Raw genomic sequence first — 13,463 nt, 5'->3', positions numbered from 1 at the left:
ACGAAGCCTCCTCGCAGAAAGACACCCGGGCACAACGGCGATTATCGCCAATTACGTAACGGTGATTTCTTCGAATAGGAGTTAACCCTTAATGCTTGCCTCGATAGACTGCTCGTATGGGTTGCAGGCCAGAAAGAAAGGCTGATGCAACCGATCCGCTGAAAAGACTTCGGAGGTAAGAAACATGAAATCGCTCGTCAAAGCCGCGGTGATCGCGTCGGTGCTCGCCGTTCCCGCCCTCTCGTTCGCGCAAGCGGATGCTCCGTTGACACGTGCGCAGGTGCAGGCAGACCTCGTGCAGTTCAAGCAGAGCGCGCCTCGCAGCGCATTCGGCCGCGATCCGTACTACCCCATTTCCACGCGAGCCGCCGAAACGCGTACCGCGGCGGCGAACGGCAGCTCGGTCGCGATCGGCGGGGAATCGAATGGCACTTCGGCATCGGGCAGTCGGTCGACGGCTTCGCCTGGCGCGAAGTCGCTTTACTTCGGCGAATAAGGCCCAAGCCATCGAGAGAGCATCGAGAGAACACCTACCGCGCTCCGACGACGCACTCATCGAATCATCGCCGAAATGTCGTCGGGGAACTGAGGGTCGGCACGCTGAACGAAGCTGGCTGGTCGTTGCCGAAAGCGGCGACCAGCCTGTGTCGCGTCGGTACCTCCGCCGCCGGAAAAAACCGGCGGTTTTCGCCTAGCCGCGAACGAACGGCTAGGCGCTTTTTCGTTGGGTACGTCAATGCCCCGGTACGGGATTGCAGCGAAGCGGCGCAACTAGCGGCATAATTCGCGGGTGCGGCCACGTTCCGCCTCGCCTTGCCAGGAAACAGCCGATGCTTCACGATCTCGTCGCGCGTTACGGTGCCGCGCTAGTATTCGCCAACGCACTCGCCGCGTCGCTGGGTTTGCCCGTGCCCGCCATGCCGACGCTCATCGTCTTCGGCGCGTTCGCCGCGCTTCATCCGCTTGCGATCGGCAGCCAGCTCGCCACGGTGCTGATCCTGACAGTCTGCGCCACGCTCATCGGCGACTCGGTATGGTTCTTTGCCGGTCGCATCTATGGCGGCGCCACGCTGAAACAGCTATGCAGGCTGTCCCTTTCTCGCGACTCGTGCGTCAAGAAGACCGAGCGGTTCTTCGGACGTTGGGGGGTGCGCGTGCTCACCGTGGCGAAACTGGTGCCCGGTCTTTCCATTGTCTCTGTGCCGATGGCGGGTGCAATGGGCACCCGCTATCGCACGTTCCTCGCACACGACGGGATCGGCGCGGCGATATGGGCGGCCCTGGGTCTCGTGATCGGCGTACTGCTCGCGCCAGAAATCGACGTTCTGCTGGAGGGAGCCAGCCGTCTCGGCCGTTTTACGGCGCTCATCGTCGCCGTGCTGGCCGTGCTTTACGCCGGATTTCGCTGGATGCGCCGCCGCGCCCTGCTGCGTCAGCTCGCGGCGGCCCGCATCGACGTGGACGAGCTCTATCGTCTAATCGACGGCGAGGAGCCCCCTGTCATTTTCGACATCCGCTCGGACGAAAAGCGCCAACTCGATCCGTACGTCATCCCGGGAGCGCGCTTTGCCGATGAGCGCGACCTCGACAGCATTCTCGCTGCGTATCGCCGCAATCAGAAGGTCGTGATTTATTGCTCCTGCCCTAACGAGGTTTCGGCGGCATGGATGGCTAAGCAATTGATGAATAGCGGCTTCAGCGACGTGGTGCCGCTGCGCGGAGGCATCGACGCGTGGCGCGACGCGGGGTATACGGTCGCTTCGCTTCCTATCGAGCCGGGCCCCGCCGCCAACGATTCGACGGTGAGCCCCGACCCGAAAATCGTCTGAGCGCCGACGCTCAACGATTGGCCGACTGCAGCAGTTGCGTGCGTCTGGCTTCGCCCTGACGCGCCAGCATCCAGCCCGGATATTCCGGCGGCAGCGCGCTGACCTTGTCGAGCGCCGCGAGCTCATCCGCCGTGAGGCGCACCGAAGTGGCCGCGAGATTGTCCTCGAGCTGTTCGACGCGCTTTGCACCGACGATGACCGTCGTCACGACCTTCTGGTGCAGCAGCCATGCGAGGGCGATCTGCGCGACCGATACGCCCTTCGCTTCGGCGATGCCGCGCATCGCGTCGATACAGTCGTAGCCGCGCTCGAGATCGACGGGCGGGAAGTCGAACGTCGTGCGCCGGCTCCCTTCTTCGGCTTTCACGTTGCGTCCGTATTTCCCCGAGAGCAGTCCACCCGCGAGCGGGCTCCAGACCATGAGCCCCACGCCTTCGCTCTGCAGCAACGGGACGATCTCACGCTCGAGATCGCGGCCTGCGATCGTGTAGTACGCCTGCAACGATTCGAAGCGCGCAAGGCCGAGCCGCTCCGAAATGCCGAGTGCCTTCATGATCTGCCATGCCGCCCAGTTCGATACGCCGATATAGCGGACATGGCCCTGCTGAACGAGCGCGTCGAGCGCGCGCAGTGTCTCTTCGATCGGCGTCGCAGGGTCGAAGCCGTGCACCTGATACAGATCGACGTAATCGAGCTGCAAACGCCGCAGGCTTGCCTTGACGGACTCCATGATGTGAAAGCGCGAGAGGCCGCGCGAGTTGACCGCTTTGGTGCCGGTTTCGCCGAAGACCTTCGTGGCGACGACCACGTTTTCCCGTGGCACCTTGAGGTTTTTCAGTGCGGTGCCGGTGATCGTTTCGGAGAGGCCTCCGGAATAGACGTTCGCCGTGTCGATGAAATTGATGCCGCCATCGATGGCGCGGCCGATCAATGTGTCGGCCTCCGTCTGCTGCAACTTGCCGATATGCTCCCAAACCGCGCCTTCTCCGCCGAACGTCATCGTGCCGAGACACAGCTCTGAGACAAAAAGCCCTGTGGAACCGAATTTTGCATAACGCATGACTCAACTCCCTCCATTGCGCATTCGTGCCAGATTTCGCCGTCGCCGCGCGCCGATCTCGCGGACGGAACCCGATGCCTGCTTGCCCGTTCGCCAATAGCGAATACCGGACGTTGGAGCAGCACTAAGCGGTCGACGCACGGTCGACCGGAGCGCAAAGTATGGACCCACCGTTGCCTCGATCCGATACCCAATCGTCTGTTATTCATGCCTGTTCCTCTGCGCCCGGTCGGAATCGGTGCGGCCCGTCCCGCGGGAATAAACCGCGGCGACAGGTGTTTATCATCGCGGAGGGCGCCGAGGGCGCCCGGCACCTGTCGAATCGCCTATTGCGCACTGGTATGACCAATGGACTCCCGCGATGAGTTGATGGACCACATTCCGCGCCTGCGCCGGTACGCGAGAGCGCTCATTCATAATCGCGAGCTCGCCGACGATCTCGTGCAAGACACGCTCGAGCGCGCGCTCGCGCGCCTCGATCGATTCGAAGCGGGTACTGACCTGCGCGCCTGGCTTTTCACGATCATGCACAACGTCTTCGTCAACCAACTACGCAGAGCGGCGGCACGCGCCCCGCATCTATCATTCGACGACGACGGCATCGCGGAAGTGGAGTTTGCCCAGCCTGCCGGGCAGATGCGCTCCCTCGAAATGCGCGACCTCGACTTCGCCTTGCAGCGGCTGCCCGCGGAACAGCGTGAAGTGGTGCTGCTCATTGGTCTCGAGGAGATGAGCTATGCGGATGTCGCGCTCGCGCTCGACATTCCGATCGGAACGGTCATGTCGCGACTCTCGCGCGGCCGCGAGCGATTGAGAAACCTGATGGCGGGCGTGCAGCCCGTCCAAAGGCTCAGGGTGGTGCGATGACGGATAAATCGATCATCAGCGAAGATGATATTCACGCCTACGTCGACGGAACGCTGCCAGCCGACGCGCGCGAGCGAGTCGAGCGCGCGATGGCGCGCGATCCGGCGCTCGCCGCAAAAATCAACGACTATTTTTCGCTCAACGCCGCTTTGCATGAGCGTTACGATCGAACGCTGGCCGAACCGATCCCGAAACGGCTTCGGCCCGATGTAATCGGCCGGCGGCGCACCGCCGTGAACCGGCCACATTGGCCGCGTTACGCCGGGCTCGCTGCCGCGCTCCTGGTCGGTATCGGCATCGGCATGGGTGCCGGCATGCAGATTGGCCGCACGCAATTCGGTCAGCCCGGGAGCGGCTCAGGTACGCGCACGGTCAGCGTCGATACGGCGGACGCCTTCGCGCGCAATGCGGCAATCGCCCACGTCGTCTACATGCCCGCGGTCGATAGGCCCACCGAACTCGGTGCGAAGCACGAGCAGGATTTCGTACAGTGGCTGTCGAACAAGCTCGGCACCGACATCCATCCGCCGGTGCTCTCGCATAGCGGCTATGAGCTGACGGGCGGACGCCTGCTCCACGACGCTCACGGAACGATGGCGCTCTTCATGTACCGCGACGCGCAAGGCAAACGGGTGACGCTATGTATTTCGCGCAGAACGCTCAGCCCGAACACGACCGCCTTCAAGCTCTATCGCGATGGCCCGGTGAACGTCTTCTATTGGGTGGACGGCGCTTTCGGCTATGCGGTATCGAGCGGTATCGATCGTGACGCCCTGCTCGCTCTCGCACACGATGTCCAGCAGCAGTTGACGGGCGCGGCGCCGGGCTGACGATAGACGCTCACGCACTCAACGCTTGCTTCAGGTCGTCCACGCTGAACGGCTTGCGAATCGCACGCCATTCGAACGGCAACGAGGCGCCATCGATCGACATCGGCTCGCCTGACGTGAACACGATGCGCATGCCATTCGCCGCGTTCGCGGCGCTTCTCGCGAGATCGATCCCCGACATATCGGGCAAACGGATGTCCGCAAGCAAAGCATCGAAATGCATCGTGGCGATCGCATCGAGCGCCTCGCGCGCGCTGGCGGCCTTATGCGGGTCATGCCCGAGCAGGCGCAAGATCTCGGCAACGGCATCGAGGGAGCCGGGCTCGTCGTCCACGACGAGCACGCGCAGCGAATCGGCCGCGGGACGGCTCAGCGATGTCGACGCCGCAGCCGAGGCGATCGGTTCCAAGGCGGCCGCAAGATCGGGGGTGCCACGCCGGCCGAGCACTTGGCGAATCTTGTGAGAAAGCTCCTCGCGGCCATACGGCTTCGACAGCAACTCGACGCCGCGATCCAGCCGCCCGCCGTGAACGACCGAGTTATGGGTGTAGCCCGACGTGAACAGCACCTTCATGGTGGGTCGCAGCAGCTCCGCCTGACGGACCATTTCGATACTCGTCATCGGGCCTGGCATCACGACGTCCGTAAACAACAAGTCGACGTATACACCGCTACGAATGATCGTCAACGCGGCCTCCGGACTATTGGCCTGGAGCACCTTGTAGCCGAGCCCGGCCAGCATTTCGATGGTGGTCGCCCGCACCTTGTCATCGTCCTCCACGACGAGCACCGTCTCATTGCCGAGCATCACCGGGACCATTTGGCTCGTCTGCTGCGTCACCTCCTCTGCGTCAGTCGAGCGCGGCAGATAGAGTTTGACGGTCGTACCATGGCCCACTTCACTATAGATCTTGATATGCCCGCCGCTTTGCTTGACGAATCCATACGCCATGCTCAGACCGAGGCCGCTGCCGCTGCCTTCAGGCTTAGTCGTGAAAAACGGATCGAACGCGCGCTCGGCGACATCGGCCGGCATGCCGGTGCCCGTATCGGTCACGGCGACCATGACATACTGCCCCGCCGGCACGTCCGAAGTCGACGCGACATATCGATCGTCGAGCACCGCGTTGAGAAGCTCGATCGTGAGGTGGCCCCCCTCCGGCATTGCATCGCGCGCATTGATGACGAGATTGAGGATCACGTTCTCGAGCTGATGTGTATCGACGAACGTATTCCACAGCCCACCGGAAACGACGGTCTCCAGTTTGACACGCTCGCCGAGCGCGTGACGCAGCATGTCGTCCATCCCGGCCATGACGCGCGACAAGTTGACTACCGTCGGCTGCAACGGTTGCCGGCGACCGAACGCGAGCAGTTGCGACGCCAGCTTCGCGCCGCGCTCGAGCGCTTCGAGCGCGTTGTCGATGCGCTGAGCAGTCGACACGTCGCGCGCAGCCTGAGCGCGCAATAGCTCGAGGTTGCCTCGAATCACCTGCAGCACGTTGTTGAAGTCATGCGCAACGCCGCCGGTCAGCTTGCCGATGGCCTCCATCTTTTGCGATTGAAACAGCTGGGCCCGAGTCTGCTCGAGCTGCTCGGCCGCTTTGCGCCGCTCCGTGATGTCGCGCGTCACCTTAGCGAACCCGAGCAGCGTCCCGTCCTCGTTTCGAATCGCGTCGATGACGACGTGCGCAAAGAAACGGCTGCCGTCGCGCCGCACGCGCCACCCTTCGGCTTCGAAACGCCCCTCACGCGCGGCGGTTGCGAGTCCTCGCTGCGGCACGCCGGCTGCCCGGTCCTCGGGTGTATAGAAGCGTGAGAAGTGCGAGCCGATGATTTCCTCGGCGGCGTAGCCTTTGATGCGGCGAGCGCCCGGGTTCCAGTTCGTGATATACCCTTCGGGCGACAGCATGAAGATCGCGTAGTCGGTCACGCCTTGCACGAGCAGGCGGAAGCGCCTTTCGCTCTCGACGACGGCTTCGTGCGCGGCGCGCTTGTCGCTCACGTCGCGTACCACCTTGGCGAAGCCGATCGTTTTGCCGTCGCGATCGTCGAGTCGCGTCATGACGACATTCGCCCAGAATGACGAACCGTCCTTGCGCAATCGCCAGCCTTCGAGCTCGTGGCGGCCCGTCGCAAGCGCCGATGCGAGCACCGCTTGCGGCACGCCGGCGGCGCGATCATCGTGCGTATAGAACACGGAAAAATGACGGCCGATGATTTCGTCCGGACGGTAGCGATGAATGTGCTCACCGCCCGCGTTCCACGTCAGCACGATGCCCGTGGGGCTCAGCAAGGCGACGCAATAGTCGATCGTGGCCTTTTCCCAAATCGAAAGCCACTCGCTTGCAGCCGGAATGCCAAGAGGCGAATGCGACACGTGACCTCCAAACTAGTCCTGTTCGGCGGCTGGCTCGCGTGTGCCCGCGCGGCCCAGCCGTTCAGCGGTCGCCCGTTCCCGACCACTCGCCACCAACGATGCGTTCGCGAATAGGTCAGGCGAAATGCGCGACCGCACGATGGGGCTGAGATCAATAGGAGTGCTAATCTTACCTCGACATCGGGGCAGGTCCCCGAATTCGACGTCCGAAAAGCAACGTTCGAGGACGCGGACGCTGTGTAAACATACAGCATCCCGGATCACCCGGGGCGTCGATATAGCTACGCCGCGTTTCCAAAGCCAGGCCGCTCTGTCCTTTCAGCGAGCCGCCTCTTGAAACGCGGCACCTGCCGATACCTTCGACACCAGGCTGACGGCCGCGGACGGACCGCCATGCAGCGAGATCCATCGGCTCGTCGAGCACGCGGCTTTCGCATACAGCCGGTTATCGTTGAGCGCGCGTCGATTCCACTCGAACACGCCGACGGGCAGCGGCTCCGCGGCCGGAACGAGGCAGCGATCGCCCGCCCCGGGCGGCGCAAGATAACGCAGGTCGTCGGACGCGTACATCGCGATGCCTTCGTTGAACCAGATCGGCACGGTACCGCGCAGCACGCCCAGCGCCCCGATGCGATGATTGAGCTCGTTCATCGAGAGCTCATGCGCGGCAATGACGGCATCGCTGCCGAGCGGCGAGAGGATCGCCACGCGATCGAATACCGACATTCCCCGGCGACGGCCGCCTCCGATACGTCGAAAGCAATTCTCGGTCGTGCAGACCAGCACTTTCGGAGCCGCGCCGAGCGTGCCCCAGAAGCTTTGTACGCGCTGCCGGCCTTCCGCCACGACGGCTGCCAGCCGCGCCCGCTCCTCGGGACTCGCTCCGCTCTCGACGAACGTGCGCTCGGCCACATATTCGAAGCCATAGCAGGAAGGACACACCGCTGCCGCGGCCGCGGGCAACGCAAATGCCAGCGCGACGCCGCAAGCCGCAGCCAAAACGATCAAGCTGGCGACGCCTATGCGGGTCACCTTCATGAACCGGGATTTCATTTCAAGGCCCTCTTCTTATTGAACGCCGTGGAACCGTGCTGCCAATGATAGGGCAGTCGCCATACTCAAGCTTTACAACTTGATTACAACGTGGCTCGATTTTCGTCGTTTATGCTGCTGCATGCAGCCGGGCGATCGCCAGGAGAAGTCGATCGACTGGCTCACGATTTTCGCAATCCCGCTCGGAAGCCGCCATGCTGTTCGTGGCGCTGACGAGGTCCGCCATTCAACGAATCCGGAAGAAAAATGAGCGATGAGGTGACGATTAGGCGTGTTCAGGCGAACGAGGCATCGGACTACGTTGAAGCGCTGGCCGATGTGCTGATCGACTGCGTCGAGGGTGGCGCCTCGGTCAGCTTCATGCTGCCTATTACACGGGAGACGGCACTGGCGTTCTGGCGCAATGTTGCCGAAGGCGTCGTGCGCGGCGAGCGCGCGTTGCTGATCGCGGAAGACGAACACAGAAATGTCGTCGGTACCGTCCAACTCGTTCTGGCTCAGCCCCAGAACCAGCCGCACCGGGCCGATGTCGCGAAAATGCTCGTGCATCGAAGGGCGCGCAGGCGGGCAATCGCGCAGCGCCTTATGCACGCGCTCGAAGACGTGGCGCGTGAGGAAGGCAAGTCGGTACTGGTGCTCGATACCGTAACCGACGGCGACGCCGAACGCCTGTATCAACGTGCCGGATGGCAGCGCGTTGGCGTCGTGCCGAAGTACGCACTGATGCCGGACGGCGCGTTCTGCGCAACAACGTTCTATTACAAGCACGTCTGATTAGCGCACCGCGGCTCCCGCGCGGTGCGATGGTGCAAAGAGCCGCAGTCCGCTGGCGATACTGGCCGCGCCCGAGAACACCGCACCGGTCGCCAGCGCGAGCGTCGGTCCATGGCGGCCCGCGATACCAAAGCAAAGCGCCACCAGCGCGGCGCCCGTGGTTTGCCCAAGCAGCCGGCCGGTGCCGATCATGCCGCTCGCGCCTCCCCTTCGCTCAGGCGGCGCGCTCGACATGATCGCTTTCAGGTTCGGCGATTGGAAAAAGCCGAATCCGGCACCGCATAGGGCCATCCGCCATGCAATCGCGTGAACGGAGGGATAGGCGGGCAGCAGCGCGAGCGACGCCATGCCGACGCCGAGAATGGCGAGCCCGATCGCACCGAGTAAGCCGGGCGGGTAGCGATCGGAAAGGCGTCCGGCGATCGGTGCGGCGAGCGCGACGACGACGGGCCAAGGCGTCATCAGGAAACCCGTCTCGACCTGGCTGCGATGGAGGATGTCCTCGAAGAAGAACGGCAGCGAGACGAACGCGAGGCCCTGCGCGGCAAACGAGCAGATCGCCGTCACGATGGAAAGCGCGAAGACGGGGCGCTTGAAGAGGTCGACCGGAAGCATCGGCGCCGGGTGACCGGCCTCCCGGCGCACGAGCAGCACACCGAAAATCACGGCGATCGCGGCGGCGATCAGCACGCGCGACGTGGGCTCACGATGCGCCGCTTCGCCGAGGGCGAATATCAACGATGAAAATGCCACGACGTTGAACACGGCGGCCACCGCATCGAACGCATGCTTGCCGCGCTTCGTCCGCGGCAACGCGGGCAGCGCCAAGGCGAGCGCGGCGATACCGAGCGGCACGTTGACCGCGAACAACCACGGCCATGAGGCCACCGATAGAATCATCGACGCGACCGTCGGGCCGACCGCGAACGACACGCCGACCGTGAACGCGTTCATGCCCATCCCTCGGCCCAGACGGCTCGGCGGGTAGAGACAGCCAATCAGCGCGGCGTTGACGCTCATGATCGCGCTGGCGCCCAGACCTTGCACGATCCGGGCGGCCGTCAGCATCGGCAGCGTGGAGACCAGGGCGCAGGCGAGCGACGCGGCGGTGAATACGACGATGCCGCTGAGGTAGACGCGGCGATGCCCGATGATTTCGCCGAGCGCGGCGAGGGGGAGCATCGTCGCGACGAGTGCGAGTTGATAGGCGTTGATGATCCACACCGAGGCTGCCGGCGTGGCATGAAGATCGGAGGCGATCGCGGGCAAGGCTGTGTTCGCGATTGCCGTGTCGATCGTTGCAAGCGCAACGGTCAACTGGATCGCTGCCATACCCCAGCGGCTTTTGTCCGATATCGGTGCATCGATTTCGGACGTGGCAGCGTCGGTGGTCGGTGTGTCGGACAAGGCTAGCTCGCGGACGGTTTGCCGCGACGAGGGCGCGTTTGACAACGAGCCTCGTCAGGGCGAAGCGACGGGTGCATTTCGGAAAGCTTTCGATGGGCAAGTGGATAGATGTCATCCCAGCGAAGCTACGAGATTGTTGCAGAACTTGCGCGTCAACGCAGCGAACCCGGCAATCCTATGGCTGGACCGATCGATGCCGGCGATAGCGGTTTCATGCAAAGCCGGCCGCCTTCTCCAACCGAAACACCCCCACTGCACGCTTGAGCAACGCAGCCTGATCGTCGAGCGACGCAGCCGCCGCAGCGGCCTCCTCGACGAGCGCCGCATTTTGCTGCGAGACCTGATCCATTTGCGACACGGCGATGCCGACCTGCTCGATGCCGTCGCTTTGCTGACCCGATGCGCTCGCAATCTCGTCCATGATCGCCGCCACCTTCGCGATCGCCTCCTTGATTTGCTGCATCGTGTGCCCGGCCGTATCGACGAGCTTGGCCCCCGCATCCACGCGCGCCACGGAATCGCCGATCAGTTCCTTGATCTCCTTCGCGGCGGCACCGGCCCGCTGAGCAAGCGAGCGAACCTCCCCGGCCACGACGGCGAAACCCCGGCCTTGCTCGCCGGCCCTCGCCGCTTCGACTGCCGCGTTCAACGCCAGAATGTTCGTCTGAAACGCGATGCCCTCGATCACGCCCGTGATGTCGGCGATCTTCTTCGATGCCGCGTCAATTCCGTTCATGGTCTCCACGACGCTTTCGACCACCGCGGCCCCGCGCACCACGACATCATTTGCGCCGCCTGACAACGTTTGCGCGGTTATCGCATTGTCGGTGTTGTGCTTGACTGTCGCCGTGAGCTCTTCCATGCTGGCCGCCGTTTGCTGCAGCGATGCCGCCTGCTCTTCGGTACGCTGAGACAGGTCGCTGTTGCCGGCGGCAATCTCCCTCGTTGCCGCGGCGATCGACTCGGCACTGCGCGTCACTTGCCGGACCGTCTCGGTCAACGATGCCTGCATCGCCATCAGGCCTTGGACAAGTTGCCCCATTTCATCATCGGATCGCACTTCCAATCGCTCGCTCAGGTCGCCTGCGGCGATTCGCTGCATGTGCGCGCGGACATTCGCGAGCGGCCGTGCGATCGAGCGGTTGAGGGCCACGGCGCAGATCGCGCAGACGATGAGGCCCGCCGCGAGGAGCACGCCGCCGATCCCCTGAACCGCCCCTGAACGCACCTTTGCCGCCGTGAATGCTTCATTGCCGTGCTGGTTTTGCCAGGCAGCGAGCGCGTCGGAGCTTTTGGTCAATGCGACCGACAGCGGCGGCACGTCCTTCATCGCGATGTCGTCCGCGCTCGCGTGGTCTCCTTTCCTCATCGCATCGATCATCGGCAGGATCGCCTTGTCGATCAGCGCCGAACGGGCGGTGCCGACCGTATCGGCCAGCGCCTGCTCGTCGGCGCTATGCGGTTGCGAAGCGTACTCGTTCCACGCGCGATTCGAGATCGAAAGATAGTTGAGAGCCTTGTCAATCAGACTGGCCGTATCGGGCGCATCGGGATGAAGCAAGACGCGATCGAGCGTGGTTCGCACGATCGTCAGGTTCAGGTTGGCCTTGCCGATCGCGATCGCCGCGCTGAGCTGATTCGAGTAAGCGTAATTGAGGTCTTGGTCGGAGCGTCTCGTGCCGTATACGCCGAGCACTCCGATCGCTATGAGCATCGCGCCGAGCAGGGCCATCGTCAGCCACAGACGCGCGGAAATGGAGAGACGTCTAAACATTTGAAAAGGTGCCGATAGGTATGTGAAAAACTCTCGCCTTGGCCAATGTCGATGGACAGAGGCCACCAATACCGTTAACGGCATCCTCCCGTTGGACTTGAGCCGTGAGAGCGAGCGCTTTTTGTTTTTCGGCGCCGATCGCGATTCAGACCGAGCGCCCCGCACCGATCACGCGCCCGTTCGCGTCCTCGTCAGCCCGCTCGATTTCCGCCATATCGAGCGTTCCCCGCTCGAGCATCGTTCGCGCCTGCTCCATATCGATGGCCTTTTCCCATCGGGCCACGACGATCGTCGCGACACCGTTGCCGATCAGGTTCGTCACGGCGCGCGCCTCGTTCAGGAAGCGATCGACACCGAGCAACAGCACCAGGCCCGACACGGGAATCTTCTGCATGGATGCGAGCGTGGCCGCCAATGCGACGAAGCCCGCGCCCGCCACGCCGGCGGACCCCTTCGAGGTGAACAGCAGCACGCCGAGCACGAGTAGTTGATCCCATACGCTCAGATGAATATTCATCGCCTGAGCGATGAAGATGGCGGCCATCGTCAGATAGATTGCGGTGCCGTCCGCGTTGAACGTGTAGCCGGTCGGCAAGACCATGCCGACAACGGGGCGCGAGCACCCCAGCTTCTCGAGCTTGATGAGCATCTGCGGCAAAACAGCCTCGGTTGAAGCCGTCCCGAACGTGACGAAGATTTCGTCCTTGATGTACCGCAGGAATTTCCACAGCGACAATCCGCTCAGACGCATGACGCCGCCCAGCACGACGACGATGAACGCGATCGTCGTCAGATAGAGGCTCAACATCAGCTCGCCGAATGAAGCCAGCGTGCCGATGCCATATTTGGCGACGGTAAATGCCATCCCCCCGAACGCGCCGATCGGCGCGACGTACATGACGATCCGCACCACGCCGAACATCGCCTGCAGAAACATGTCGAGCATGTCGACGAAAGGCGCCGTGCGTGGGCCGAGCTTCGCGAGCGCAATGGCGAACAGCACCGAGAAGAAGATCACCTGCAGCATTTCACCGTTGGCGAATGCGCCGACGACGCTGTTCGGCACGATATTCATGAAGAAATCGAGCGTCGTATGCTGGTGCGCGGAATGCGTATAGGCGCTGATCGCCGCCGTGTCGATATGGGCGGGATCGACGTTCATTCCACTGCCCGGATGCACGAGGTTGACGACGACGAGCCCAATTGCAAGCGCGATCGTCGAGGCGAACTCGAAGTAGAGAATCGCTTTGACACCCACTCGCCCGGCCGAATGGATGTCGTTCATCCGCGCGATGCCGACGACCACCGACGCGAAAATAATCGGCGCGAGCAGCATCCGGATGAGCTTGATGAAGAGATCGCCAAGCGGTTTGGCTTGGGCGCCCACATCGGGAAAGCAATGCCCGACGACGACGCCGGCGATGATGCCGATCAAGACCTGAATGTAGAGTCTCGACAGGTACTTCCTTATCGTTGAAACCCGCATGGC

The 13,463-nt window shown here is 63.1% G+C and carries 11 protein-coding genes; 5 read left to right on the top strand and 6 right to left on the bottom strand.

Translation table 11 applies throughout. From position 1 onward, the window contains the following. Positions 1-184: 184 nt before the first annotated feature. Both AB4Y31_RS21730 and AB4Y31_RS21725 read left to right on the top strand, forming a co-directional pair. Positions 185-496 carry a DUF4148 domain-containing protein gene (locus tag AB4Y31_RS21730; protein ID WP_368675729.1) on the top strand — a complete coding sequence of 104 codons (312 nt, stop codon included), beginning with the start codon at positions 185-187 and terminating at the stop codon, positions 494-496. A 334-nt stretch (positions 497-830) separates the two neighbouring features. Next, complete coding sequence (locus AB4Y31_RS21725; protein WP_368675728.1) at positions 831-1,829, top strand: DedA family protein/thiosulfate sulfurtransferase GlpE; 999 nt, start codon at positions 831-833, stop codon at positions 1,827-1,829. Positions 1,830-1,839: 10 nt separating this feature from the next. Here the strand turns inward: AB4Y31_RS21725 and AB4Y31_RS21720 are convergent, their stop codons facing one another. Then, positions 1,840-2,889, bottom strand: coding sequence for an aldo/keto reductase (locus tag AB4Y31_RS21720; RefSeq protein WP_368675727.1), 1,050 nt, complete (start codon positions 2,887-2,889; stop codon positions 1,840-1,842). A 348-nt stretch (positions 2,890-3,237) separates the two neighbouring features. On the opposite strand from AB4Y31_RS21720, the gene AB4Y31_RS21715 reads away from it, so the two are divergent. Together AB4Y31_RS21715 and AB4Y31_RS21710 are read left to right on the top strand one after the other, a co-directional pair. Then, on the top strand, positions 3,238-3,756 hold the full coding sequence (locus tag AB4Y31_RS21715) for an RNA polymerase sigma factor (protein ID WP_368675726.1): 519 nt from the start codon (positions 3,238-3,240) through the stop codon (positions 3,754-3,756). Next, entirely contained in the window at positions 3,753-4,586 is an 834-nt protein-coding gene (locus AB4Y31_RS21710; RefSeq protein WP_368675725.1) for an anti-sigma factor, read from the top strand. Before AB4Y31_RS21715 ends, AB4Y31_RS21710 begins: the two co-directional genes overlap by 4 nt. Before the next feature lie 10 nt (positions 4,587-4,596). Here AB4Y31_RS21710 and AB4Y31_RS21705 read toward each other — a convergent pair whose 3' ends face one another. Together AB4Y31_RS21705 and AB4Y31_RS21700 are read right to left on the bottom strand one after the other, a co-directional pair. Next, positions 4,597-6,966: a PAS domain S-box protein gene (locus tag AB4Y31_RS21705; RefSeq protein ID WP_368675724.1), complete on the bottom strand. Its 2,370-nt coding sequence runs from the start codon at positions 6,964-6,966 to the stop codon at positions 4,597-4,599. Between the two features lie 318 nt (positions 6,967-7,284). Next, positions 7,285-8,019, bottom strand: a complete 735-nt coding sequence (locus AB4Y31_RS21700) for a hypothetical protein (RefSeq protein WP_368675723.1) — start codon at positions 8,017-8,019, stop codon at positions 7,285-7,287. A 246-nt stretch (positions 8,020-8,265) separates the two neighbouring features. Here AB4Y31_RS21700 and AB4Y31_RS21695 point away from each other — a divergent pair, with 246 nt between their 5' ends. Beyond that, positions 8,266-8,793, top strand: coding sequence for an N-acetyltransferase family protein (locus tag AB4Y31_RS21695; protein WP_368675722.1), 528 nt, complete (start codon positions 8,266-8,268; stop codon positions 8,791-8,793). On the opposite strand, the gene AB4Y31_RS21690 is transcribed toward AB4Y31_RS21695, so the two are convergent. The 3 genes from AB4Y31_RS21690 to dctA all read right to left on the bottom strand — a co-directional run bounded on the left by AB4Y31_RS21690 (position 8,794) and on the right by dctA (position 13,460). Then, positions 8,794-10,125, bottom strand: coding sequence for an MFS transporter (locus AB4Y31_RS21690; RefSeq protein WP_368675945.1), 1,332 nt, complete (start codon positions 10,123-10,125; stop codon positions 8,794-8,796). 286 nt (positions 10,126-10,411) lie between these two features. Beyond that, positions 10,412-11,974 (bottom strand): methyl-accepting chemotaxis protein, encoded by a 1,563-nt coding sequence (locus AB4Y31_RS21685; RefSeq protein ID WP_368675721.1) that lies wholly within the window; start codon positions 11,972-11,974, stop codon positions 10,412-10,414. A gap of 145 nt (positions 11,975-12,119) precedes the next feature. After that, complete coding sequence (gene dctA / locus AB4Y31_RS21680; protein WP_368675720.1) at positions 12,120-13,460, bottom strand: C4-dicarboxylate transporter DctA; 1,341 nt, start codon at positions 13,458-13,460, stop codon at positions 12,120-12,122. Positions 13,461-13,463: the final 3 nt, after the last annotated feature.

The organism is Trinickia sp. EG282A, from assembly GCF_040965455.1.
Taxonomy (GTDB): Bacteria; Pseudomonadota; Gammaproteobacteria; order Burkholderiales; family Burkholderiaceae; genus Trinickia; species Trinickia symbiotica.
Note: the sequence above shows the minus strand (reverse complement) of the source record. Positions and strands in the feature narration are given on the sequence as shown.

Excerpts from the sequence above, each read along its gene's own strand:
- AB4Y31_RS21685 (WP_368675721.1), bottom strand. The coding sequence starts at position 11,974 with ATGTTTAGACGTCTCTCCATTTCCGCGCGTCTGTGGCTGACGATGGCC.
- dctA (WP_368675720.1), bottom strand. The coding sequence starts at position 13,460 with ATGCGGGTTTCAACGATAAGGAAGTACCTGTCGAGACTCTACATTCAG.
- AB4Y31_RS21710 (WP_368675725.1), top strand. The coding sequence starts at position 3,753 with ATGACGGATAAATCGATCATCAGCGAAGATGATATTCACGCCTACGTC.
- AB4Y31_RS21700 (WP_368675723.1), bottom strand. The coding sequence starts at position 8,019 with ATGAAATCCCGGTTCATGAAGGTGACCCGCATAGGCGTCGCCAGCTTG.
- AB4Y31_RS21715 (WP_368675726.1), top strand. The coding sequence starts at position 3,238 with ATGGACTCCCGCGATGAGTTGATGGACCACATTCCGCGCCTGCGCCGG.
- AB4Y31_RS21690 (WP_368675945.1), bottom strand. The coding sequence starts at position 10,125 with ATGGCAGCGATCCAGTTGACCGTTGCGCTTGCAACGATCGACACGGCA.
- AB4Y31_RS21725 (WP_368675728.1), top strand. The coding sequence starts at position 831 with ATGCTTCACGATCTCGTCGCGCGTTACGGTGCCGCGCTAGTATTCGCC.
- AB4Y31_RS21730 (WP_368675729.1), top strand. The coding sequence starts at position 185 with ATGAAATCGCTCGTCAAAGCCGCGGTGATCGCGTCGGTGCTCGCCGTT.
- AB4Y31_RS21695 (WP_368675722.1), top strand. The coding sequence starts at position 8,266 with ATGAGCGATGAGGTGACGATTAGGCGTGTTCAGGCGAACGAGGCATCG.
- AB4Y31_RS21720 (WP_368675727.1), bottom strand. The coding sequence starts at position 2,889 with ATGCGTTATGCAAAATTCGGTTCCACAGGGCTTTTTGTCTCAGAGCTG.